24 protein-coding genes, 2 other RNA genes and 3 pseudogenes are annotated in these 22465 nt (G+C 33.7%); 12 read left to right on the top strand and 17 right to left on the bottom strand.

Annotation, left to right across the window (positions count from 1 at the left end):
* The first annotated feature begins 404 nt into the window (after positions 1–404).
* Entirely contained in the window at positions 405–1157 is a 753-nt protein-coding gene (gene surE, locus OZD64_RS05550) for a 5'/3'-nucleotidase SurE (protein ID WP_010081939.1), read from the top strand.
* A gap of 20 nt (positions 1158–1177) precedes the next feature.
* Here the strand turns inward: surE and hisS are convergent, their stop codons facing one another.
* Both hisS and OZD64_RS05540 read right to left on the bottom strand, forming a co-directional pair.
* Complete coding sequence (gene hisS, locus OZD64_RS05545) at positions 1178–2404, bottom strand: histidine--tRNA ligase (protein ID WP_010963026.1); 1227 nt, start codon at positions 2402–2404, stop codon at positions 1178–1180.
* On the bottom strand, positions 2401–2964 hold the full coding sequence (locus tag OZD64_RS05540) for a NifU family protein (protein WP_022626407.1): 564 nt from the start codon (positions 2962–2964) through the stop codon (positions 2401–2403). The genes hisS and OZD64_RS05540 overlap by 4 nt, the downstream gene beginning before the upstream one ends.
* A 168-nt stretch (positions 2965–3132) precedes the next feature.
* On the opposite strand from OZD64_RS05540, the gene OZD64_RS05535 reads away from it, so the two are divergent.
* The gene (locus OZD64_RS05535) at positions 3133–3384 is read left to right on the top strand and encodes a J domain-containing protein (RefSeq protein ID WP_223823149.1); all 252 of its coding nucleotides are present in this window, start codon (positions 3133–3135) and stop codon (positions 3382–3384) included.
* Between the two features lie 19 nt (positions 3385–3403).
* Here the strand turns inward: OZD64_RS05535 and OZD64_RS05530 are convergent, their stop codons facing one another.
* Positions 3404–4933, bottom strand: coding sequence for an N-acetylmuramoyl-L-alanine amidase (locus OZD64_RS05530; protein ID WP_223823148.1), 1530 nt, complete (start codon positions 4931–4933; stop codon positions 3404–3406).
* Positions 4934–5001: 68 nt separating this feature from the next.
* On the opposite strand from OZD64_RS05530, the gene OZD64_RS05525 reads away from it, so the two are divergent.
* From OZD64_RS05525 to OZD64_RS05515, 3 genes are all read left to right on the top strand, one after another.
* Positions 5002–5172, top strand: coding sequence for a J domain-containing protein (locus OZD64_RS05525; RefSeq protein WP_010082675.1), 171 nt, complete (start codon positions 5002–5004; stop codon positions 5170–5172).
* Positions 5173–5276: 104 nt separating this feature from the next.
* Positions 5277–6506, top strand: coding sequence for a cytochrome b (locus tag OZD64_RS05520; protein WP_038199355.1), 1230 nt, complete (start codon positions 5277–5279; stop codon positions 6504–6506).
* A 347-nt stretch (positions 6507–6853) separates the two neighbouring features.
* The gene (locus OZD64_RS05515) at positions 6854–7612 is read left to right on the top strand and encodes a cytochrome c1 (protein WP_010963022.1); all 759 of its coding nucleotides are present in this window, start codon (positions 6854–6856) and stop codon (positions 7610–7612) included.
* 138 nt (positions 7613–7750) lie between these two features.
* On the opposite strand, the pseudogene OZD64_RS06895 reads toward OZD64_RS05515, so the two are convergent.
* Positions 7751–7849: pseudogene (locus OZD64_RS06895) on the bottom strand (IS5 family transposase); the annotation flags it as partial.
* A gap of 47 nt (positions 7850–7896) precedes the next feature.
* On the opposite strand from OZD64_RS06895, the pseudogene OZD64_RS05510 reads away from it, so the two are divergent.
* Both OZD64_RS05510 and truA read left to right on the top strand, forming a co-directional pair.
* Positions 7897–8019, top strand: a pseudogene (locus OZD64_RS05510) (IS630 transposase-related protein); the annotation flags it as partial.
* A gap of 71 nt (positions 8020–8090) precedes the next feature.
* Positions 8091–8828, top strand: coding sequence for a tRNA pseudouridine(38-40) synthase TruA (gene truA, locus OZD64_RS05505; RefSeq protein WP_010963021.1), 738 nt, complete (start codon positions 8091–8093; stop codon positions 8826–8828).
* A gap of 79 nt (positions 8829–8907) precedes the next feature.
* Here truA and dnaN read toward each other — a convergent pair whose 3' ends face one another.
* The 8 genes from dnaN to ffs form a co-directional block, all read right to left on the bottom strand.
* A complete protein-coding gene (gene dnaN, locus OZD64_RS05500) occupies positions 8908–10065 on the bottom strand; it encodes a DNA polymerase III subunit beta (RefSeq protein WP_274999470.1) in 1158 nt (385 codons plus the stop codon).
* Positions 10066–10188: 123 nt separating this feature from the next.
* Positions 10189–10686, bottom strand: a complete 498-nt coding sequence (locus tag OZD64_RS05495; protein WP_038199348.1) for an invasion associated locus B family protein — start codon at positions 10684–10686, stop codon at positions 10189–10191.
* Positions 10679–11572 carry an RNA polymerase factor sigma-32 gene (locus OZD64_RS05490; protein WP_038199346.1) on the bottom strand — a complete coding sequence of 298 codons (894 nt, stop codon included), beginning with the start codon at positions 11570–11572 and terminating at the stop codon, positions 10679–10681. The genes OZD64_RS05495 and OZD64_RS05490 overlap by 8 nt, the downstream gene beginning before the upstream one ends.
* Before the next feature lie 138 nt (positions 11573–11710).
* Positions 11711–11839 (bottom strand): hypothetical protein, encoded by a 129-nt coding sequence (locus OZD64_RS05485; protein WP_255407348.1) that lies wholly within the window; start codon positions 11837–11839, stop codon positions 11711–11713.
* A 51-nt stretch (positions 11840–11890) separates the two neighbouring features.
* Positions 11891–12604 carry an acyloxyacyl hydrolase gene (locus OZD64_RS05480; RefSeq protein ID WP_274999469.1) on the bottom strand — a complete coding sequence of 238 codons (714 nt, stop codon included), beginning with the start codon at positions 12602–12604 and terminating at the stop codon, positions 11891–11893.
* A 589-nt stretch (positions 12605–13193) separates the two neighbouring features.
* On the bottom strand, positions 13194–13526 hold the full coding sequence (locus tag OZD64_RS05475) for a YbaB/EbfC family nucleoid-associated protein (protein WP_010963017.1): 333 nt from the start codon (positions 13524–13526) through the stop codon (positions 13194–13196).
* Positions 13527–13529: 3 nt separating this feature from the next.
* Positions 13530–15131, bottom strand: a complete 1602-nt coding sequence (gene dnaX, locus OZD64_RS05470; protein ID WP_274999468.1) for a DNA polymerase III subunit gamma/tau — start codon at positions 15129–15131, stop codon at positions 13530–13532.
* A 15-nt stretch (positions 15132–15146) separates the two neighbouring features.
* An RNA gene (gene ffs / locus OZD64_RS05465) (signal recognition particle sRNA small type) lies at positions 15147–15246 on the bottom strand.
* 232 nt (positions 15247–15478) lie between these two features.
* Here ffs and OZD64_RS05460 point away from each other — a divergent pair.
* Together OZD64_RS05460 and OZD64_RS05455 are read left to right on the top strand one after the other, a co-directional pair.
* Positions 15479–15595 (top strand): annotated as a pseudogene (locus OZD64_RS05460) (WPE palindromic element domain-containing protein); the annotation flags it as partial.
* Positions 15596–15702: 107 nt separating this feature from the next.
* A complete protein-coding gene (locus tag OZD64_RS05455; protein ID WP_010081992.1) occupies positions 15703–16356 on the top strand; it encodes a glutathione S-transferase family protein in 654 nt (217 codons plus the stop codon).
* 1 nt (position 16357) lies between these two features.
* On the opposite strand, the gene OZD64_RS05450 is transcribed toward OZD64_RS05455, so the two are convergent.
* Positions 16358–17005: an O-methyltransferase gene (locus OZD64_RS05450; RefSeq protein WP_010081993.1), complete on the bottom strand. Its 648-nt coding sequence runs from the start codon at positions 17003–17005 to the stop codon at positions 16358–16360.
* A 250-nt stretch (positions 17006–17255) separates the two neighbouring features.
* Between OZD64_RS05450 and OZD64_RS05445 the strand changes: the two genes are divergently transcribed.
* Positions 17256–17534 (top strand): DUF2671 domain-containing protein, encoded by a 279-nt coding sequence (locus tag OZD64_RS05445; RefSeq protein WP_006279425.1) that lies wholly within the window; start codon positions 17256–17258, stop codon positions 17532–17534.
* Positions 17535–17563: 29 nt separating this feature from the next.
* Here the strand turns inward: OZD64_RS05445 and OZD64_RS05440 are convergent, their stop codons facing one another.
* The 3 genes from OZD64_RS05440 to ssrS form a co-directional block, all read right to left on the bottom strand.
* Positions 17564–18268, bottom strand: coding sequence for a DsbA family protein (locus tag OZD64_RS05440; RefSeq protein WP_038199341.1), 705 nt, complete (start codon positions 18266–18268; stop codon positions 17564–17566).
* A gap of 54 nt (positions 18269–18322) precedes the next feature.
* The gene (locus OZD64_RS05435; protein WP_010963012.1) at positions 18323–18784 is read right to left on the bottom strand and encodes a type II toxin-antitoxin system RatA family toxin; all 462 of its coding nucleotides are present in this window, start codon (positions 18782–18784) and stop codon (positions 18323–18325) included.
* A gap of 19 nt (positions 18785–18803) precedes the next feature.
* Positions 18804–18964: non-coding RNA, 6S RNA (gene ssrS / locus OZD64_RS05430), on the bottom strand.
* Between the two features lie 116 nt (positions 18965–19080).
* Between ssrS and OZD64_RS05425 the strand changes: the two genes are divergently transcribed.
* Positions 19081–19671: an MlaC/ttg2D family ABC transporter substrate-binding protein gene (locus tag OZD64_RS05425; protein ID WP_010963011.1), complete on the top strand. Its 591-nt coding sequence runs from the start codon at positions 19081–19083 to the stop codon at positions 19669–19671.
* A complete protein-coding gene (locus OZD64_RS05420) occupies positions 19668–20957 on the top strand; it encodes a bifunctional folylpolyglutamate synthase/dihydrofolate synthase (RefSeq protein ID WP_274999467.1) in 1290 nt (429 codons plus the stop codon). Before OZD64_RS05425 ends, OZD64_RS05420 begins: the two co-directional genes overlap by 4 nt.
* Here the strand turns inward: OZD64_RS05420 and OZD64_RS05415 are convergent.
* Positions 20925–21968, bottom strand: a complete 1044-nt coding sequence (locus tag OZD64_RS05415; protein ID WP_274999466.1) for a J domain-containing protein — start codon at positions 21966–21968, stop codon at positions 20925–20927. The genes OZD64_RS05420 and OZD64_RS05415 overlap by 33 nt on opposite strands.
* Positions 21969–22465: the final 497 nt, after the last annotated feature.

Here is a 22465-nt window from a genome sequence, read left to right as displayed (position 1 = left end):
CTAGTTATTCACTATCCATTTTTTAAGTTGGCGTTTTTTTATGTTTTAAACGCTTTATAAGCGCGTTTCAGCTTATGTAGGTAGAAGTTTGATAAAGACATAAGGTGCACATAGTGCAAAAAATTAAACATGAGACGCCAGATACGTGAGTTTTTTTGTCATTTAATCTGTACAGAGAAGATAAATAAATAGCTTCAGTTTCATGATAAGGGGGCTGGCGGAGTTTGTCAAGTAAGTTTTTTCGTTTCTATTGTAATGACAGTTATGGCCTGTGCAAGAAATCTATTGATTTACAGCAGGTTCTTTGTTACAGTCCACAGTTATGCAAAGAAACTTAAAGCCTCATGAGTTTATTTACAGCCAGTGGTTTACATAATTTGGAGCTGTATAGCTGAGTATTGTATATGATAATATTGATAACAAACGATGATGGCTTTGGAAGTGAAGGAATAAAATTACTCAAAGAGGTTGCACGGAATTTTGCGTCAGAAATATGGATAGTGGCACCAGATACTGATAGAAGCGGAGCTGCAAGATCTCTTGATTATCCAGTGAAACAATCTATTGGAATAAAACAACATAGTGAAAGGGAATTTAGTGTGTCTGGTACTCCTGCAGATTGTGTCATTATTGCGCTAAATAAAGTTATGAATAAAAAACCAGACTTAATATTGTCCGGAGTAAATATTGGATCAAATGTCGGGGACGATATTTGTTATTCAGGAACAATTGGTGCTGTAATGGAAGGTGCTGCAAGGTCTATACCTTCTATTGCGCTGAGCCAAGTTTATCATGATAAAATAGACTGGCACAATACAAAGGTTTTTGCACCAAAGGTTATTGCCAAGCTAGTTAAGGTTGGTTGGCCTAAAAACATAGTGATGAGTGTAAATTTTCCTGCTACGGAAAAAGTAAAAGGAGTAGAATTTGCTGAACAAGGTGAATATAACATTGATGGGGATTTAACTTTTACTGAAAATTCGAATGGCTCTTTTAGCTTAAATTGGTCTCGAGAGCACTCAGGCAGTGGTAGTATAAATAAAATAAAAGAAGGATTTATTACTATTACACCGGTAAAATTAGATTTTACAGATTATGATACTTTGAATACTATGAAAAATTCTTGTGCAGACGAATTTTCTTCTATAGCTGACTGAGAAAAACATTTGCATTGCTCCTAATAGATATTTTCTATTGTGTTATCGCGAGCAATTATTTTTTCTTCACCTGTATCCATGTTTTTAATCTTTAAAGTTTTACTACTCAATTCTTCATCGCCAAAGATTAAAGCAGCTTTAGCATTTGCTTGATTTGCTTTTTTCATTCGGGTTCTGAGCGTTCCGCTATATTCATAGATTACATATAAACCATTTCTGCGCAATTCATTTGCAAGTGTTAAAGCATGTTTTTCAGCCTCTCTACCGATTGGAATTAGGTAAATAGGTCGCTCTTCTTTCGGAGAATAATTGATTAACTCCATTATGCGCTCAATACCCCCTGCAAATCCTATTGCTGGAGTGTGTTTTCCACCTACTGAAGATACTAAATTATCGTATCTTCCACCGGCAAAAACTGCCCCTTGTGCACCTAAATCCTCTGTAACAAACTCAAACACTGTGTGGCAATAATAATCCAAACCTCGAACTAGTTTATTGTTTACGGTATAAGGTATATCAAGAATTGTTAATCCATTTAGTATTTGTTCAAAGAAATCTGAGGACTCTTTCGTATAATAATTGCTGATTTTAGGCGCATCAGAAATTATTGATTTATCTTTCTCATCCTTGGAATCCAGTATTCTGAGTGGATTTTTGATCAACCTATTTTTGCTATCTTCTGATAGATCATTTTGATACTTTGTAAAGTATAAGATCAAAGCTTCTCTATATTTAGTTATTGTTTCACCATCACCTAAAGAGTTGATTTCCAGCTTTACATTTTTATTGATGCCAAATTCAGTTAGTAAGTGCTGAGCGAGTGATATCAATTCAATATCAGCTTTTGGATCTTCTATGCCAAAAACCTCAAAATTTATCTGATGAAATTGCCTTTGTCTTCCCTTTTGCGGTCTTTCATAGCGAAATGCAGGTCCTGTTGAGAATAATTTTATCGGTGTTTGCAGTTTTTTTTCAATGAGTAGCCTGACAATCGCTGCAGTGAACTCAGGACGTAAAGTTATGCTCTTTCCCCCTTTATCATTGAAGCTATACATCTCTTTAGTGATGATGTCTGAGCTATCACCTAAGGTTTTTGTAAAAACCTCCGTGCACTCAAATATTGGAGTTTGGGCAGGCAAAAAGCCGTATAAACTTGAGATTCTGTTTGCTGTTTGCTCTATGTATTTAAACTTGTACCATTCATCAAACAGGAGATCTTTTGTTCCTCTAACCGTTTGATTAGTCATAGTGTGGTCTCTATACCTGCAATCTCTGGTATGTGGTAGCTCAGCATATTTTGCACTCCTTGCTTTAAAGTAATTGCAGCACTTGGGCATCCAGAGCAAGCTCCTTGCAACTCAACATAAACTATTCCATCTTTATAGCCACGAAATTTGATATCGCCACCATCTTGAGCAACTGCAGGTTTGATATGACTTTCCATCAATTCTTTTATTCTATTTACAATTTCTATATCATTTTTATCAAAAAATTCTTCATCTGGATCATTCACTTCTTCTTTATCTAGTGCTTTTCCACCAGAAGTAAAGTGATTCATGATTGTAGTTAAAACTTCTACTTTTAATATATCCCAATTAATTCCATCCAATTTTGTTACTGAAATAAAATCATGACCGAAAAATACTCTTACCACATGCTCTATTTGAAAAAGATTTGCTGCTAGTTTAGAATTTTTTATCTCATTCGCATTTGAAAAATCAGCAGTTTCTCCTTCGTTTAAAATTTCAAATCCAGGAAGGAATTTTAGCGTATTTGGGTTTGGTGTTTCTTCAATCTGGATGAACATGTTATTTACCATGACAATTATAATTGTTACTATTTAATCATAAAATGATAAAAAAATATACATGTCATTCATCTTTTTTCTTTTTTTAGTATTCATAGTAATTACATTTGTCTTGCCTAGCGTTGTTATATTTTTTCTTTTCCTGACAAAAAAAATAATATGAGTTTCATGATGAACTCTATATTGAGTAAGTTTTTGAACGAATTTAGTAGCAGTAGAAGTTATACTGAAAATTACACTGGTGATAACATGTCCAAGGATGAAGCATTAAAGATACTGGGGCTGAATCCTGAGGCAAGTCAAAATGAAATCAATAAAGCATATCAAAATTTAATGAAATTAGTTCACCCAGATAAGGGAGGCTCGGAATATTTTGCGCAAAAGCTAAATGCGGCACGTGATAAATTGTTAAAAAAGTGATCTTAAAAAAAGTTTTCGTTTAACGAATTTCTTCCTTTGCTTTTTCTAAATACTCCAATATTGCTTCATGTAGTGCAGTCCATGTTATCTGTTCTTCCAGGGAAGGTATAAATTCTTGTCTCCAAGCATTCTTAAACTCCTGAAACCACTGTTTTTCAAAACCCTGAAATTCTAAAGAAATATCTACTTTAAAGCTATCAATTAAACTGGAAACTTCTGCAGCTTTAGAGCTATCTAGTGATTTTAAAGATAACACTCCACTCTTTAAAATCTCTAACTCTTCCAATACATTAAGCTTAAATGGTTTATAGAGTGAAGACCATATGCGATATCTTAAATAAGAATCATAGTATAACTTAATTTTGTACATTAAAGTGGTAGATGCATCAGGAGAAATGTTATTCTCATATTGTGCAAGAGAAGATAATAAATTCTCATAATCTACTTTACTTAAACATGGTTGTAGAGTCGATTTAATTTTTTCACTAAAGGTTAGATAACTAGAAGAAATGCCATGACTATATTCACTAAAGAATTCAGGAAATATATCTGCTTGTTCTAGTTTAAGAGGTAGATCTTTTCTAATTTCTCTTGGTAAATTATGTATTGAAAACTGATAAATAACCCATACAAAATTCTCATCAAACTCATCTGAGTAATCAGCATTATTATCAGGAAAAATTACATTACCTTTCTTATCATTCCAAGGTTCTATCTTATAGAAAAATCTGTTCAGCCTTTGTTTTAATTTCAAAATACCTTCATTTCTATCACCTGCTTTATACAATGTTTTGCCCATTTTGTGTTTAGCATCTTTAGGGTTTATTCTGTCACTTATGTGCAATCCAATTTCATTTTTCTCTAATAACTCCCAATCAAACAATTTGTGTGGATCTGGTTTACGCATTGTATAGCCAAGCTCTGGATCATACACTATAGTTCCTATTTCAGAATGACTAAATATCATATCCCTTTTAATTTTAAAACGCTCCATAAGGTATAAAATCAGCTCTTTAACAGATCTCATTTGCTCTTCCGGAAAAGGCTCAAGTCCTGTGTTTACAATTTCAATACCTACAGAATAGTTGTTAAGCTTCCGTAACTCTTCAAGCTTACTATCTACCTTAACTCTTGCATAACTAATACCAGCATGCCATGCTTCTTTCTCTAATGGAACCATTAAGGTGATGCTGCCATCCCTATCGACAATAAAATGAACTGACAATCCTCTAGCATTCAGCGTATCTTTTGTACCTTTTAGTGTTGATGTTTCAGTATGGTGAACTATAACCATTAACACTTTTTTACCTGCCCTATCACCATAATTTAAAGCTGAAGCTGGATCTAAAAATAACAAATCCTGATCTTTCAATAATGGTAATTTTTCTTGTAAATCTTGAAAATCATTCTCGATATTGCTTGAACTGGATACTTGCCCAGATATGAGAAATGCTGAGACAGTAATCAGTAAAACTAATAAATATTTGTTGACTTTAGATAGTTGGATTTTCATACCATCTTCATAAACACTTTGTAGATAATTTTTCATTATATAGTTAGAATAGGGTTGTTGAATAAATTTACAAGACAAAATCATACTAGTCTGGTAGTAGTAACATGTTCAGAGATGGAGCATTTAAAGTGCTAGGAATAGATTCTGGAGCGAACCAAAATGAAATCAATAAAGCATATCAAAATTTAATGAAATTAGTTCACCCAGATAAAGGAGGCTCGGAATATTTTGCACAAAAATTAAACGCAGCACGTGACAGGTTGCTGAAGAGGTAATTAATATTGCTTTAAAGTTTTTATTTGTGCGTAAAGGATAAGTTGCTACAATAAAAAAATAAGATAAAAGTAGCAATGGACATGTGTTCAGAAAGGTTTAAGTTATGCAGGAAGATAACAAAAAAGAAACAATAAAAGAAGAAAAAGGCATATTAGGATGGATAGAATATAGATTGCCTATATTTTCTTTTCTAAGACACACTGCTTCTTACCAAGTGCCAAAAAACTTAAATTATGCTTGGAACTTTGGCTCTTTGGCTGGTATAGCGCTGATTTTACAAATAATAACAGGTATATTTCTTGCTATGCACTACACTCCGCATGTTGATTATGCGTTTAATAGTGTAGAGCGCATAATGCGAGATGTGAATTACGGGTGGTTAATACGCTACACTCACGCTGTTGGAGCATCGCTCTTCTTTATGGTAGTCTATGTTCATATAATGCGTGGATTATATTACGGATCTTATAAAAGACCGAGAGAGATGGTGTGGTTTATTGGAATATTTATATTTTTTGCAATGATGGCAACTGCCTTTATGGGATATGTATTGCCTTGGGGACAAATGAGTTTCTGGGGTGCAACAGTTATAACCAACTTATTTTCTGCTATACCTTTAATTGGCAATAAAATAGTTATATGGTTATGGGGTGGTTTTTCAGTGGATAACCCAACACTTAACCGTTTTTTCGCCCTGCATTATCTTCTGCCTTTTGTTATTATTGCTTTAGCTATGCTTCATGTGATAGCTCTGCATAGGTTTGGCTCTGGTAACCCAAGTGGAGTGGAGGTAAAATCAGATAAGGATACCATCCCTCTCTATCCTTATTATATAGTCAAGGATTGCATAACTTTTGGTCTGTTTTTTGTAGTTTTGTTCGCATTTGTTTTCTATGCTCCCAATTATCTTGGGCATCCAGACAATTATATAGAAGCTGATTCTATGGTCACTCCGGTACATATAGTGCCAGAGTGGTATTTTTTACCTTTTTATGCAATGCTACGTTCAATTCCAGATAAACTTACTGGTGTGCTTACCATGTTTGCGTCTATTTTAGTGTGGTTTTTGTTACCTTGGCTTGATAAATCAAAAGTTAAAAGTGGTGCTTATCGCCCGGTGTTTAAGAAATTTTTTTGGGTTTTTGCAATAAATTTTGTACTTCTTGCCTGGCTTGGAGGACAAGAGGTAAAAGAGCCTTACATCACTATGAGTAGGCTATCTACTCTTTATTACTTTGCATACTTTGTGATAGTTTTACCAATGCTTAGTAAGTATGAAAAGCCAAAAGAACCACCAAAAACCTTAAGTGATTCTGTGCCGGAGATGAGGTGATGTCAATTCAAAGCAGATCTCTTACAAAATTCTCTTTCATCCCAGAGCCCTCTTTTGTCATCCCAGTGCTTGACACTGGGATCCAGAAAAAAAATAAATGGATTCCAGCATCATGTACACAATTGTATGAACGTTGTATACAACACACAGTGTCATTCCACTATCTTCCGTTGTCATCCCAGTGCTTGACACTGGGATCCAGGTATAAAAATACTTACAAATCATGCAATGGACAACAGATTCTAGGAGTGCATGATAACCATAATGTCAGTGATGAAATAAGCTGGATTCCAGTGTCAGCTACTTGCATGACATCAATTCGAAATTTACTAAAACAGTGGTTATGCATGGGATCTAATGTATTTGCAATCTTCTGCATGTTATTTCTATCTAGTCTTATATCTGCAGAAGAATTTAAATCATCACCAAATAAGAAAATAGACTGGAAATTTGATGGAATTGTCGGATCTTTCGATAGAGAGTCAATTCAGCGTGGCTATAAAGTGTATAAAGAAGTCTGTGCTGCTTGTCATTCAATGAATAGGGTAGCATTTCGTAATTTGCAAGATGTCGGTTTTTCTGAAGAAGATGTAAAACAAATAGCAGCTTCTTATCAAGTTAAAGATGGTCCGAATGATTTGGGTGAAATGTTTGACAGACCTGGAGTACCTTCGGATTATTTTATTGCGCCTTTTGATACAAAAGAAGCAGCTGCAGCAAGCAACAATGGTGCAGTCCCACCAGACTTATCATTAATTATTAAAGCAAGGCATGATGGTGCAAATTATGTCTATTCATTGTTAACAGGCTATCAAAACGGCGAACACGATGAAAATGATTTATATTTTAATTCGTATTTTCCAACAGGCAGATTAGCTATGGCGCCACCACTTTCTGAAGGAATGGTGGAATATGATGGTGCAAGGCAAGCCACAGTTGAAAATATGGCGTATGATGTGATAAATTTTTTACAATGGGCAGCAGAGCCAGAATTAGAGCGCCGGCATAAACTTGGATTAAAAGTAGTGGCGTATTTTATAATTTTAACAGTGTTTTTTGTATTAACTAACAACAAAGTTTGGAGCAAGCTCTATAAAAAGAAGTGATAGTCAATTTTGCCTCAAGCACAATGGTTGTCATCCAAGTAGCTAACACTGGTTCCTTTATGACGGTGTCATCCGAGTAGCTGACACTGGGATGGCTTTGTCGCATCGTACCTTATACGGTAATAATTTACGATAAATTCATGTAGCCATTTCGAATTTAGCCATACCAATGTCAGTAAATTTATTAAGCAAACAGCACTTAATGAGCAGTTCTTTTTCACGATTTATAGCTCTTTTCATAGAAGTCCGGATGTGATAAGGATAGATAATGATAAGGAGGTTGAATGCCAGCAGCATATAGTTATGATTTAAGAAAAAAAGCAATGGAGGCGCTAGACGAAGGAGAAAGCAGAGAAGCAGTGGCAGCAAGATTTAAGATTGGACGAACTACTTTATGGGAGTGGCAGCACTGTAGGCTTGACCATAAATTATGTTAAGATAGAAAATGACTATTTTAGATAGAGCTTGATGTAATGCAGTGCGATACAAAATAACGGTAGAATATAATGGTAGTAATTTCTCTGGTTGGCAAAAACAGCAACACTCTGCTAACTCAATCCAGGAGAAGATAGAAAATGCTATATTTAATTTTAGTGGTGAGAAAGTTACTTTGTACTGTGGTGGCAGGACTGATGCAGGAGTTCATGCTTTAGGACAAGTTGCTCATTTTGATATGGAAAAGGAATTTGAGCTTTATAGAATAAGGAATGCAATAAACTATCATTTAAAATCAATTCCTATAGTCGTGCTTAATGCAGAAGTTGTAGATGATGCTTTTCACGCACGGTTTTCAGCAAAAAAAAGATATTACGAATATAGAATAGTTAATCGCTATGCTCCTGCCGCTCTGGAGACGGGTTATGTATGGCAAGTGTTTAGCCCACTTGATGTAAATATTATGCGTGAAGCTGCTAAACATCTACTTGGAAAACATGACCTTTCAAGTTTCCGTTCAAAAGATTGTCAAGCCGCAAATCCGATAAGAACAATTGATGATATCGATATAATACAAAATGGGAATCATATACACATCAAAATATCTGCTATTTCCTTTTTACATAACCAAGTGAGGATTATTGTGGGTACTTTAGTTGAATTTGGAAAAAATAGAACCAATCCGCAAGAAATGCTAAATATATTAAACCAATGCAAAAGAAGTGCCGCTGGAGTTACTGCACCACCTTTTGGCTTATATTTGGTAAAGATAGATTACTAATTTAATAAAAGCTAGTGAAATAAGTGCCATACCGCCACGGTATCTCCAGATTCCGCTAACAAGCAGCGAGATGACGAGTTTAAGTTCTCATTGGCATTACTACATATAATGCACTTGAATCGTCTTCATCAGTGATAATTGTAGCACTATTACCATCGGCTAAGCTAAACTTACATTTATTTTTTATGCAGGATAGAACATCAAGTAAATAACGCGAGTTGAACCCTATTTCTATAGGGGCTTCATTGTAGTCCACTTCTATGGATTCAGTTGCATCACTGCACTCTTGGGAGTTTGAATGCAGAGTTAGCAGCTTTTCTTGTAGTGAGAATTTAATAGATTTTACTTTATCAGATACAACAACGGAAACTCGATCTATAACGTCTGAAAGTTTTTTACTTTCAATAATCATATGCTTATCTTGAGATGCTGGAATAACTGCTTTATAATTTGGAAAAGTTCCATCTATTAATTTTGATATTAGAATATATTCACCGCATGTAAACTTGATTTTTCTGTCTGAGAGTTTTACTTTAATTTCATTACAATCGTCCAATATTTTTAACAGCTCCATAACAGTTTTACGTGGAATGATCACACCAAATTCGCCATTGATGTTCCCAGGCTTTGGCCTCTTTATACATGATAAACGATGGCCATCAGTTGCAACGCAGTACAGAAATTGCTCATCTGTATGTAGATATATTCCATTTAAATTATACCTTGTATCATCTAGTGATACAGCAAATTTTGTTTTAGTTAATAAGTCTATCAGGTCTGTATTTAGTAGAGTAAAATCATGTTTATAATTGTCTTCTTCAAGAGCAGGAAAGCTGCTTGAAACTACATTCGGTAAAGAAAAGTTTGCATTTCCGCAAGACATCAATAATTTTCTTTGGTTGTTTACTTCAAAATTGACATCCAAATCAGCGGGTAACTTCTTCACTATGTCATATAAAGTATGCGCTGAAATTTTTACTTCTCCTTCTGTTAATACGGTTGCAGCAAGTGAGGCAAACATTGAAATGTCAAGATCAGTTGCCATTAATTTTATGCTGCCGTGTTGTGCTTTGATATTTATACACGCCAAAACATCTATTGCATTACGCCTTTCAACCACTCCACTTACTCTGGATAATGTATTTAAAAGACTTGTGCGGCTCACGCTAAAACGCATCTGCTCGCACACAGAATTTTGCTTTTTGATTTCTGTATCTACACCTGCAACCTCTGACATTGCTAACTCTCAAAAATATATTTTAAATGATATCCACATCCCATATAAAGTAAAGTGCTATTTATATTTCCATTGAAAGAGTAGTCTAGTTTATACTATAGCTGGGTATTCTGTTACAATAATTTACTTTGTATGGCATAAATCATGCATTTTTTGATACGCTTTTTGAAAACCAAGTAGGGAATAAGTATCATCAATGGTCACTGTTTTTGTTTTTCCATTAACTACCATTGATAATCCCTGCTTCATTTTTAGAATGAGATCTTGATCTATTTTTGTATGCTCTGCCCACGCAAAACTTCCCTGTATTATGGGCAGTGTATATTTAATTTTTTTGTCGATATTGAGAGCTACAGGCTCCTTATCATACTGAAAACCAGAGGTAACGCTTACCTCATCTGCTTTTTTATCAACATAACTAACCATTACATACGGCTTGCGATTGGTTGTATAATATTCGCTTTTTTTTTTAGGATAGGATACAATATAACATACTTCCTCTCCATCTTCCAATGCAGTATACACGAGCCAATCTTTATATTTTTCCTTCAATTGTACATCACTAACCGATGCAAAAGCGCCTATCGAAAAAAATATTAGAAATATAAAAAAACTACGCATGCAAACCAAATTTCAAACTTTCAGATTGTATATATTGTTTTACCTTAGCCATCGCCTGCTCAGCCAACTGCCTTATTCTTTCTCTTGAAACACAATATTTTTTACTAAGTTCATCCAGAGTTTGAATGTTTTCAGACAAATATCTACTGATAAAAATGTCTTTTGCCCTTTCGTTGAGACTCGCTAGTGCATTGTTTAAAATTGTTTCTTTTAATTCTTTTTCTTCATGATTCTGATAGGTTACTTCTTGACTGACCAAGTTACATGGGATCATATCTTGCAACTCCCTTTTAGAGTCATCACCTATTTTTATGCAATCGTTTAGCGACTGATCCTTACAAGCCATACGGTAATTCATCTGCAGAACGTCTCCTTCGGATACAGAAAGCTCATTAGATATTGCTTTTATTTCTTCATTATTTAAAGTTTCCCTGTTTGTATACTGTAAAATTCTTTTTTTTATTTTACGTAAACTAAAAAACAATCTTCTTTGTGCTTGCGTTGTGCCTATTTTCACAAACGACCAAGATTTCAATATAAAGTCTTTTATTGAAGCTTCAATCCACCACACTGCATAAGTTGAAAAACGAAACCCTAAATCAGGATTAAACTTTTTCACTGCGTGCATTAAACCCATATTTCCTTCCATAACCAGGTCCATCAACAATAGCCCATAATTTTTGAATTTCATTGCAATTTTCACTACCAAATTCAAATGGCTGGTAATCAATTTATGAGCAGAAGAAACATCCTTATATTGGTTCCAATTTTTTGCTAATCGTACCTCTTCCTCTTGAGACAGCATAGGAAATTTTTGCACCCTAGCAATATATTGCATGAGATTGGTTCTGCTATCGACACATAAGTTTGCCATTGAGGTCAACATAACAACTTAAATCAAAACTTCATGCATATAATATATTGATTTGCCAGCAAAAATTCAAGCTTTGATTTGAAAAAAGTACAAATTTTCCATCTAATTTCTTGGAGACAGTAGGCCGCAGTGTTAGCTAATTGGATAACATTATGTAACCTTAGATGATATTCTACCAGTACAATGGTAAACGTTATAGCTTAAACACATAGCAAATAGTGTTATTCCAGTGCCTTGACACTGGAATCCACATTTCTTTTTTCTAGATCCCAGTGTCATGCCACTTAGATGGCAAGAAAAAACTCACTGGGATAACAAGACTGAGATAGACTAGAAATTAAACGCTACTCCAGCTTCTGCACCAACAGTGCTGTAAAGAACTTTGTATGCGCCTGCACCAGTAACCTGTCTGGTTGAATCTTGAGGACCTGTTTTTTTTCCATCAAAATTAGCACCATAAGAACCGAAATAACGAGCTCCAGCATAAAGTTTGACTTCTGGAGTTACATCATAACTAACACCAGCTTTTACTTGACCAGCAAAACCAAATTTACTTTTTTGATCATTCACAGCGGTTTCCAAAGGAGTGCTAATATACGCTGCACCAACACCAACACCAATGTATGGAGTGATAGGCATATCTTCAATTGCTATATCGTAATACACGTTCACTAATCCTGAAATTGCTGTTACACTGTCTGCAATAGTATTTGCTGGGTCAAATGTTACATCTTTAACATCATTTTTGTTTAGGTATGAATAAACTCCTTCAACATCAACCCTGATGTCGTCCATTTTGTAACCAAATGCACCACCACCAGCTATAAAAGATGGTTTTAATGGACTGTAATCACTCTTGTCTTTCTTATAGGTAATACCATCAACTTTTGTGAAAAGAGGTAAAAATTCACCGTTGTATTGCAAACGAACGTAGTAGCTAGTTTCTTCATCACTTATTGGACCAACAGGATCTGAAAAAGCAGAGCTTGATAAACTTAGCAACGTTGCTAAAGCGGCTGCTGAAAAAAACTTTTTATAATGCATAATTGTCCTCGTAAAAAAATTAAAATTCCACTTTAGCAGTCTAAGTAACAACTAAAGTTAAGTCAAGTGCTAACTTAATAACACAAAATATTCTACATTTTAACTAATTTTTAGGAGAAGACAAAGATTTTATTAATGAATAAATACGACTTTTGATTTTTTGGTATAGCTAACACAGGTAAGATTTACTATCGAAAGACCTCGTCATTCCGCTGCTTGTTAGCGGATGAGAAATCCACAACTGTACGAACATTGCAATTTGGGCCTACCAGGAGGGCAATGCCTCTTATCCAAGTACCATCTTCTTGTCATCCCAGTCTGGGATCCAGGAATTTTATTAAGTTGGTAAGCATAAAAGTAGCCGTTTTATGTTAAAACACAATGTTCTTGATGAGATTACGGCAAGGCTGGATTCCAGACTGGAATGACATCGTTTACTATGTGCCATATTGCAATGTTTGTACAGTTGTGGAATGAATCACGGTATGACGTAGGGCTATGCTAGTATAGGTACATTATATGAAGAAGTACTAGCGTTGGGAATATTAGAAAAAAAATACTTACACTAAAAGAAACTTCAGTAGTAAATTCAAAAAGGAAGTTTAAACCCAGATGGTAAACCCATCATACCTGCAAGATCAGAAGTTGCATTCGCCATATCTTCTTCTGCTTTTTTAACGGCATCATTAAACGCTGCTGTTACTAAATCCTCTACTATATCTTTTTCCTCATTTCTCATAAGTTCTAAGTCTATGTTCACCTTTTTAGCTTTATAGCTACCTATTTTTATGACTTCCACTAATACAGAAACTTTGCCACCACCAGAAATACCTTGAAACTCTTTTCCAACATATTTTTCTTGAGCTTCTGCAAGCTTTTTTTGCATCTCTTGCGCTTGTTTCATTATTTGACTAAAATCCACAACTTACTCCTTATTTTCTATATTAACTACTTTTGCACCTTTAAACGTGTCAAGGATATCCTTAACTGCAGGTGCATAATTTAAATTACTCACTTCCCTGTTTATATAACCTGTATCAACTACAACAACCCACTCTTGCTGAGTCACCTGGTTTAAGTAATTTTTTAAATCATTGCAAAAATTACTATCCAACTTAGATACAGCTTTTAATTTTAAATATCCAGGTTTACAATCTATTAATTGTAGATTATTACACAGTTGTTTGTAAAGATAAATTTGGTTACTTCGCCTTAATAGTTGCAAAATCTTATCAAAATCGTAATTTTGTTGTTTATTTTCCACATGGATCCCAGTGTCACGCACTGGGATGACAGAGTGGGGTTGTTGTTTACTTTCCACATATTTTTTTGGATCCGAGTAGTCAGCTACTTGGATGACAGAGGGGGAAGGTGCAACAGGTCTGCCCTGTCTATTTCCTTGCTCTACATTCTGCGAAAGAACTTTTTTGATCACCTGTTCCGGAGAAGGCAGATCAGAAAGATAACAGAGGCTAATTAACATCATTTCAGCAGCAACATCGTTGCATGTTGAAGTTTTTATATCTTGAATACCTTTAAGCAACATCTTCCACAATCTCGAAAAAAATATTAAAGATCTCTTTATACTTAAATCTTTTATCCTATTCTTTTCATGCTCTGTAACTGCATTATCAATCTCTTTTGTAATCAAAAAACGGCATACTAACTGAATTGTTTGCAATAGACCTTCAAAAATACTAAGTGGGTTTGCTGTTTTTACCGCCTTGTCAAACACTGATAGAGCTTTCTGTAAATCACCTTCTAATATTGCCCCTAATAGATCGAATATAATATCTTTATCCACTAGGCCAAGTATGTCTGTCACATTTTTAGTGGATATTGCACCATCTTTGCTATATAGCACTGCTTGATTCATCAAAAACAAGGCGTTACGCATTGAATTTCCAGAGTGTCGTGCAATTAATTCTAATGCTCCCTTTTCAATGGAATAACTCTCTTTTTGTGCAACATCATTTAAACGTTCCACTATTTTAGCTACAGGAATGTTGTGTAAATCAAATCTTTGACAACGTGCAATAATAGTTATTGGTATCTTTTTTATTTCCGTAGTTGCTAAAATGAACTTTACACTAGATGGTGGCTCTTCTAGGGTTTTAAGTAATGCGTTAAATGCACTGCTAGATAGCATGTGTACTTCATCTATAATGTAGACTTTGAATTTAGAGCTTATAGGTGAATAGCAAATATCTCCCAGGATTACTTTAATATCGTCAATGCTAGTGTGACTTGCTGCATCGATTTCAATTACATCTGGATGGCTTGAATTTTTTATTGCTAGACAATTTTCACATGATCCGCAAGGTTCAAAAATTGGCCCCAGGGAACAATTCAAACATAAAGCTATTATCCTTGCAGTGGTGGTTTTACCAACTCCACTACTACCAGAGAGCAGTATAGATTGTGGGATTTTGTTTAAAATAAAAGCATTTTCTAATACACGCACTAATATATCTTGACCTACTAGATCTTTGAAGCTACTAGGACGATGTTTTAATGCTATATTCATAGCCTCGGATAAAACAAATAATGAAATAGGTATGCAACCCAAAAAGGTTCTGATATGGCTGCTTCATTTCTGATCTGACCAAATTACAGAGTTTTTGCCTGCATACCTTATAAAATATTATACTTTTTTTTTTATTTAGCAAGGTATATCCTATATTAGCTCTATAATTTGATATGTTAAATTTTTTACAGTGCTATTTTGAAGTAAACAAAAAGTTAGTTGTCATGCAAGTCACTACAAGATTGTCACTCCAATGTTTATTTATGTCATTTCAGCGCTTATTTATGTCATCCCAGTGCCTAGGCATACAGCTGTATGAATGTTGTGATATAAGAGCAATTTTTACCGAAAAGGATGTCATCCCAGTGCTTGACTACTTGGATCCAGAAAACTTAACTGTAAATGAGCGCACTAGGCAATTGTATAACAAGAACTGGATTCCAGTGTCAGCTACTTGCATGACACTACCTGCTACGCAAACTTCTGTGGACTACAAAGAAAGTTCGTACAGTTGTAGGTCAAGCCATAGAGTAACAAAAAAAGGATATTGGTATAACAAAAGAGGAACATTATGATTTTATATCATTTTCCTCTTTGTCCATTTTCACGAAAAGTTAGAGCTTTTCTAAAAGAAAAAAAATTAGGCTGTGATCTAGTGTATGAAAATCCGTGGGAAAAGCGGAATGAATTTATGGAGATCAATCCAACCGGGCAAGTACCAGTGTTAATAGATAATAACTTTGTAATAGCGGATAGTAATGCCATTTGTGAATATATAGAAGAGACTTACAATAGCGACGTCAAATTACTTGGTTCATCCACTATTATTAAGTCTAAAATACGCGCTCTAATCAATTGGTTCGATAACAAATTTTACAATGAAGTTACTAAGTATATTATGAATGAAAAAGTAATTACTAACCGCAGCCCTGACTCTAGATTTCTTCATGCAGCTCAGCATAACCTGCCTTGCCATATGGAATACACCGAACACTTAATTAACAAGAACGTTTGGCTTGCAACTGATAAGTTCACTTTAGCTGATATTACTTTAGCATCGCATATTTCCGTAATGGATTATGTAAGTAGTTTTCCATGGGAAAAAAGTAAAATTTTAAAAGAATGGTACTCCATTGTTAAATCAAAGCCTTGTTTTCGTGAGATATTATTAGAGAGGATTTCTGGTTTAATCCCTCCTAAACATTATGCTGACCTTGATTTTTAACTTATGTTAGCTTTAAAGCTACAGTCATTCCTTCATCAGTTGGAATCAATATAGAGAAATATTTTTTTTCATCTGATAATCTATTATTAAACTCCCTCATGGCATGCCATGATTTTTCTGATACTTCTTTTGGAGGCGATTCTAAAAATACTGTGTTAAACAGTAGAGTGTTATCTGCAACGATTAGCCCATCTTGTTTAATGTATGACTCTGCCCAATCTAAATACTTAGGATAACTACTTTTGTCAGCATCAATAAATATCATGTCAAATGGTGCTTTTGCTGATAATTCATTAATTTTTTCCAGTGCATCGCCTTCTATTAGAGTAATTTTATCACTTAGATTAAAAGCACTAAAATTTTTTTTTGCTATTCTTGAGTGTTGAGGATTATTTTCTATTGTATATATATGACCGTCTTTTAGTAGAGCTTTTGCCATGCAAATCGACGAGTAACCGTATAACGTGCCAATCTCAACAATACTTTTGATTTTTTGGATTTTTATAAATAAACTTAATAGCTTTCCTTCTTCAGGGCCAATTTGAATATGTTGCTTTTTTTCAAGAATACAATATTCTTCTATTTTTTTATATTCTTTTGCAAATAGATTTCTTATGTATGACAATTTTATACTAAAATTATTACGCATATATTATAAATTAGGGAGACTTAATTCATACACAATTTATAAATATAATAATATAGTTTAAAATAATAAAAACATTTATTTTAAGTTATTATTTCATAGTATAAAATTTTAAGTGACAAAAATTATTATATATCGTACTATAGTTAACTAGTATAATAAACAGTCGATTATTATGCTAGAATTAAAGGGATTGTTTATGCGCATTTCTCTTTTTAAAATATAATTTTTATAATCAATTAGAGGGGGTTATATGTCTTATACTATTGCTGGTGAAGTTGAAACGTTAAACAAAAAATCTAACAAGAATGAAGGGGTTATGTTACTACATAATCCAGCTTATCGTGAAAAGTATAAAGAACGTTTTGATGAAGCTCAGAGAAAAGTTATGGATATGGTTCAGTTTTATGATGGGACAATAGTATTAATAGAGAATAAAATCGCTATGTATTACTACACTTGGCACAGTAAAAAAAGAGAGTTTGAGCGTAAAAAACAACAAACAGTAGTGAAAAACAATGACTCAGCATAGAGTCTTTTATATGGTAAGCTACAGTGGTATTACTTCACTATAGCTTTTCCATATAATTTATCTATCACATTAGTGAAATATTTCAGCTCTTTATACCCTCCATGTTTAACTTTATTATGCTCTATATATGATTTATCATCGTTAAGCTTGATGAAAAATATTGGAGTGGCTGTGATACCAAGTTTATTAATTGCCAGTGATTTATCATTTACGATTTTATCCATTATTTTCTTATCATTAATGCATTGGTTAAATGCATCTTGCTTTAAGTTGCTTAGTGCAGCAATTCTTTGTAGTAAAGTCAAATCACTTAAATTGTAGTAATTCCACGAATCTATTGAGTTAAAAACAGCTTTGTTAAAATTAAAGTAGTCTTCTTGTTTTTCGTAGCAATGACTTAGCATTGCAGCCTTTAGCCCTCTGTAATCCAAAGGAAAATGACGAAATATATATAACATCTTACCTGTGTCTATATATTTCTCTTTAATTTTAGGAAAAACATTCCTATGAAAAAGAGAGCAGTGATAACAAGTTAATGAAGCATATTCTATCATTAGAATTGGTGCTTTTGGATCTCCTAATAATTTATCATTAGGTAATGGCGATAATAGCTCATTTGATGTTATTTCATTGGGTTTTTTTTGAATGTATTGGTTATCGGATAAATCTTGCTTAACAACTGCATAAGAATTAACACTTATGAAAATTAATAAAAACAATAGTCTAAAAATCATTACAATATAAACACTTAACTTACTAAAAAAAATTATACATTTATATTAATAATGTCAAGATAACTTTTGTTTAGCAAGGCTTTCAGCCCTATCTTTAAATGCAGCAATTATTTTACTTTGTGTATACTTATATACTGAGTTTAATAAAGTGGAAAATGAGTTGGACTTAAACTTAAACTCTATATAAAACTTTACCATAGTTTTATTTTCATCTATGGGAATGAATTGCCATTCATTGTATAGATGTTTAAATATTCCATTTGATGATACAGCTTTTATCCAACCTTCATTTGTTCCACTTGGAGAAAGAGAAGTAACTTCTGATGTATATCTACCTTTAATTCCATGAAAAGCTGCGAGGAGATCCACAACCATTTGGTTGTTAATTTTTTCTTTTATATAAACGGCTTTGCACCAAGGAACAAAATCAGGATACCTTTCAACATCAATTACAATTTGGAATACTTCATTAGGCAAACATAGGAAAACACCCTGTTCTTTGTATTGATGAAGCATAAATGTTAAACCAATCAAAATAGGATCCGTATCTACCGTCAGCCTTAGTAGATTCCTGAGACTAAAGTTAAGGTGGGCATCGCGTATCAATTTCAACGAAATTAACAGAGGCAATTCCCTTGACTAGAAATTATCGCTCGGGAAATTTAACTTAACTCATAACGCATAGAACAGACCCTTAATTAATTGTAGATGATTTATACAAGGTGTGTCTATAGATATATTAAAGCTAGCGATTATTATTTAATCTTTATTAAACTTTGCATTCTAAGTATCATAGCTAATAAATATATCTTATGAACATTACTAAAGTTTTAACTATCATTGTTTTTATTGTAATTTCTTCAAGTGCTTACACTAATTGTACAGATCACAAAATTTTTGTGCATACTATGAAGCAACAAGTGGATGGTATATCTACAAAGGAGAATAAAAAAAACCGGGAATGTGTGCAAAAAAAGCTTCAGGAGGTCATTCAAAACAATGTTAACCTCAAAGGAATATCGCAATTCGTCATAGGAAAACATTGGGCTTTAGTTAAACAAAAAGAAAAAGAAGATTTTTTAAGAGAGTATGAAGTGTATCTTACGCGTTTGTGCGTTAAAATTTTATATAAATACATGCATGATAGTGAAATGATCATAATGAGTACAAAAGCAGTTGACGATGAAACTTGCTTAATTGGTACAAGATTTTCTTACGGTGATGAAGAATTTACAAATATTGATTTTAAAGTTACTAAAAATAACAGTTCTTTCTTGATAAGTGATGTTGTAATGAGTGGAATAAGTATTGCTATTAATCAACGTTATCAATTTAGTGAAAAAATCGACACGCATGGCATAGCAAGCGTTATAGCTGAATTAAAATGCAATAACAATCCATGATATATATGCCTCATTGGCCTAAGCCACTTGGTAGCAGGCCGAATGATTTTTCTCTTGATCGCATAAAAGGCTTTCTTAGCAAACTAGATAACCCCGAGAAAAAAGTGCCTCCCGTAATTCATATAGCTGGAACTAATGGGAAAGGCTCAACACTAGCATTTATAAGATATATAATGCAAGCAGCAGGGTATAAGGTACACGCATACACTTCTCCACATTTAGTGAGTTTTAATGAGAGGATAGTGATAGCCGGCAGCTATATCGACGATAATGAATTATATAGCTTATTAGAAGAATGTCGTGCAGTAATTGCAGAACAACCTATCACTCTGTTTGAAGCTGCAACTATTGCAGCTTTTTTAGCTTTTTCTCGTCATAAAGCCGATATAACTTTAGTTGAAGTGGGTATGGGTGGAAGGCTTGATGCAACAAATGTTATAGATAATCCGATTTTAACAATAATTACTTCCATTGCACTTGATCATACGGAATATCTTGGCCCTACTGTAGAAATTATAGCAGGTGAAAAGGCTGGAATAATGAAACCTAATGTTCCTTGCGTAATAGCACCGCAAGAAAAATCTATAGTGAACACGCTAGAACACCACGCAATAAATAAGAAATCTCCCTTGTATAGAGGAGGTCTTGAATGGAATTGCAAAAAAAAGAACAACAAAATGGTTTTTCAATCAGCTATTCAATCAATAGAATTTCCTTTGCCATCTTTAAAGGGTGATCATCAGGTGATTAATGCAGGCAATGCTATTGCAGCATGTAGTATTTTAAGTGGAAAGTATGAATTTGATATTGGAGAAGAGGATATCACTTCAGGTTTACAGTGCACTTATTGGCCTGCACGGCTAGAGTCTATAAAAGAAGGTAATTTAATTTTCCTACTACCGAAAGATTGGCAATTATTTTTAGATGGTGCACACAATAATGATGGTGCTAGAGTACTATCTCAGTGGGTAAAAGATAATTTTGCTGAAGGTATTTATATGGTTTTTGGTGTTACTAGTAACAGAAATGTGGAAGAGTTCTTAGAGCACTTAAAGCCATATATCAAGCTACTATGTGCGGTTTGTGTTAAGTCTGAACCTAAAGCAACAAATACAAATTTGATTAGGGAAAAAGCCAATAACATAGGAATAAAAGCAGTTGAATGTGGATCAATTGGCGATGCAATATCAAATCACATATTAAAAGCCTCTACCCAAAACGTCAAAACCATACTAATCTGTGGCTCATTGTTCCTAGCTAGAGACTTCGCTATGGAGAATAGCTAACTTTGATGATATTAACTGATCGATGGGGAAATAACTTTGATTGCTCATAGTACTGCTTGGCTTTTCGTTATCGACTTCTATAAACTGATCATCACCTTTAAATTGCTCCTCAATTGAATTTATAGCTGTCTTTTTGAGAATATAATTACTTGCAGCATTTAAAATAGGTGAAGTAACAATTAAAAGCGTGAATGGTAATGAAAGTAATAAGCCGGATAACATCATAGAGTTAGTTATACCAAAGCCGTTGGCAACTAAATCTAATCCCATACCGAAAAACATTAAAGATGTACAGATTGTGTTGCTCAAAATAACTGAATTTTTTAGCCACTTTAATTTAGTCCTATCACTCTTTGAAAAATTTTCGCATTCTTGGTCAAAGTTAACCAATAATAAAATATTAGTCTGATGATTAAACTCTTTCCCATTTCTAGTATAAATGCTCTTAACAGCTAGATTTAAAATAGATCCTGCTAACAAGGGAGCAAGAAAATCTACTGCTATTGGTACATTAGAAGAAATACCATTAATTATTAAAAATGCAATTGATGTGAAGGATACTAAAAGAACTCCTAAGAGATTTGAATAAGAAGAATATTTTACATAAGCAGTTACATTATTGTTAATTGACTGCTGCTTATTATAGAGTTTATTTCTGCACTTATCATCTAAGTATTTTTGCAATTCTTCATAACTGCGACTCCACAACTTACCGCGTAATTCTTTTATTAAATTATTTCTTTTATTGAGACCTTTCTCCAATGGCTCTATTATAAATTCTTCAAAAAATGGCTTATTTAATGCAATAACCTTAAATTTCTCCTCCGCTTCTTTATTGTTTGGGTTTTTACCTGAGTGATATTTTAACGATAATTTACGGTATTGTTGACTAAGCTTTTTCTTAATATTCTTAATGTCAGAATTTACCACATCCTCCTTTTGAATATTAAATGTTAAAAACAACTGCTTTAAAGCGTGGTACTCATTTTCATTCAAAACATTTCTAGCCACATTACACCTACAAATTAACTAACTATTAATGTTCTATAATATACATATTTCCAAACTATGTCAATTATTTCATAAATATCTTTGGTAAAAATTATTTCTGTTATGACTAGCATGATAAGTGTATGAAGCGACTAAAATTGTCATTACAGCGCTTAGTGTACGACAGTGCTCCAACATTTAGGGTTGCAGTTTTCATGGCAGATCTGAGTAGCTGACCCATCTAAGAGGTGTCATTCAAGTAGCTGACACTGGAATGGCTTTGTTGCATCGCACCTTATACGGTAGTAATTTACAATAAATTCATATAGCCATTTCGAATTTAGTCATTTCAGTGTTGGCTACTTGGATGACACCACCTGCTATGCTGCAAATTGCAACGTTCGTACACTAAAGTATAGTGTGTTACTAACGAAGGCAAACAAATATCTGCTTTATGAAAACGTTAATATTTTTCATTGAAATAATACATAAATACTAGAAAAACCTTGGCAGGTTAT

This window comes from Wolbachia endosymbiont of Drosophila tristis, from assembly GCF_028981745.1.
Taxonomy (GTDB): Bacteria; Pseudomonadota; Alphaproteobacteria; order Rickettsiales; family Anaplasmataceae; genus Wolbachia; species Wolbachia pipientis.
The sequence above is the reverse complement of the archived record's forward strand: the minus strand, read 5'-3'. Positions and strand labels throughout refer to the sequence as shown.

Excerpts from the sequence above, each read along its gene's own strand:
- surE (WP_010081939.1), top strand. The coding sequence starts at position 405 with ATGATAATATTGATAACAAACGATGATGGCTTTGGAAGTGAAGGAATA.
- hisS (WP_010963026.1), bottom strand. The coding sequence starts at position 2,404 with ATGACTAATCAAACGGTTAGAGGAACAAAAGATCTCCTGTTTGATGAA.
- OZD64_RS05540 (WP_022626407.1), bottom strand. The coding sequence starts at position 2,964 with ATGTTCATCCAGATTGAAGAAACACCAAACCCAAATACGCTAAAATTC.
- OZD64_RS05535 (WP_223823149.1), top strand. The coding sequence starts at position 3,133 with ATGATGAACTCTATATTGAGTAAGTTTTTGAACGAATTTAGTAGCAGT.
- OZD64_RS05530 (WP_223823148.1), bottom strand. The coding sequence starts at position 4,933 with ATGAAAAATTATCTACAAAGTGTTTATGAAGATGGTATGAAAATCCAA.
- OZD64_RS05525 (WP_010082675.1), top strand. The coding sequence starts at position 5,002 with ATGTTCAGAGATGGAGCATTTAAAGTGCTAGGAATAGATTCTGGAGCG.
- OZD64_RS05520 (WP_038199355.1), top strand. The coding sequence starts at position 5,277 with ATGCAGGAAGATAACAAAAAAGAAACAATAAAAGAAGAAAAAGGCATA.
- OZD64_RS05515 (WP_010963022.1), top strand. The coding sequence starts at position 6,854 with ATGGGATCTAATGTATTTGCAATCTTCTGCATGTTATTTCTATCTAGT.
- dnaN (WP_274999470.1), bottom strand. The coding sequence starts at position 10,065 with ATGTCAGAGGTTGCAGGTGTAGATACAGAAATCAAAAAGCAAAATTCT.
- OZD64_RS05495 (WP_038199348.1), bottom strand. The coding sequence starts at position 10,686 with ATGCGTAGTTTTTTTATATTTCTAATATTTTTTTCGATAGGCGCTTTT.
- OZD64_RS05490 (WP_038199346.1), bottom strand. The coding sequence starts at position 11,572 with ATGTTGACCTCAATGGCAAACTTATGTGTCGATAGCAGAACCAATCTC.
- OZD64_RS05485 (WP_255407348.1), bottom strand. The coding sequence starts at position 11,839 with ATGACACTGGGATCTAGAAAAAAGAAATGTGGATTCCAGTGTCAAGGC.
- OZD64_RS05480 (WP_274999469.1), bottom strand. The coding sequence starts at position 12,604 with ATGCATTATAAAAAGTTTTTTTCAGCAGCCGCTTTAGCAACGTTGCTA.
- dnaX (WP_274999468.1), bottom strand. The coding sequence starts at position 15,131 with ATGAATATAGCATTAAAACATCGTCCTAGTAGCTTCAAAGATCTAGTA.
- OZD64_RS05455 (WP_010081992.1), top strand. The coding sequence starts at position 15,703 with ATGATTTTATATCATTTTCCTCTTTGTCCATTTTCACGAAAAGTTAGA.
- OZD64_RS05450 (WP_010081993.1), bottom strand. The coding sequence starts at position 17,005 with ATGCGTAATAATTTTAGTATAAAATTGTCATACATAAGAAATCTATTT.
- OZD64_RS05445 (WP_006279425.1), top strand. The coding sequence starts at position 17,256 with ATGTCTTATACTATTGCTGGTGAAGTTGAAACGTTAAACAAAAAATCT.
- OZD64_RS05440 (WP_038199341.1), bottom strand. The coding sequence starts at position 18,268 with ATGATTTTTAGACTATTGTTTTTATTAATTTTCATAAGTGTTAATTCT.
- OZD64_RS05435 (WP_010963012.1), bottom strand. The coding sequence starts at position 18,784 with ATGCTTCATCAATACAAAGAACAGGGTGTTTTCCTATGTTTGCCTAAT.
- OZD64_RS05425 (WP_010963011.1), top strand. The coding sequence starts at position 19,081 with ATGAACATTACTAAAGTTTTAACTATCATTGTTTTTATTGTAATTTCT.
- OZD64_RS05420 (WP_274999467.1), top strand. The coding sequence starts at position 19,668 with ATGATATATATGCCTCATTGGCCTAAGCCACTTGGTAGCAGGCCGAAT.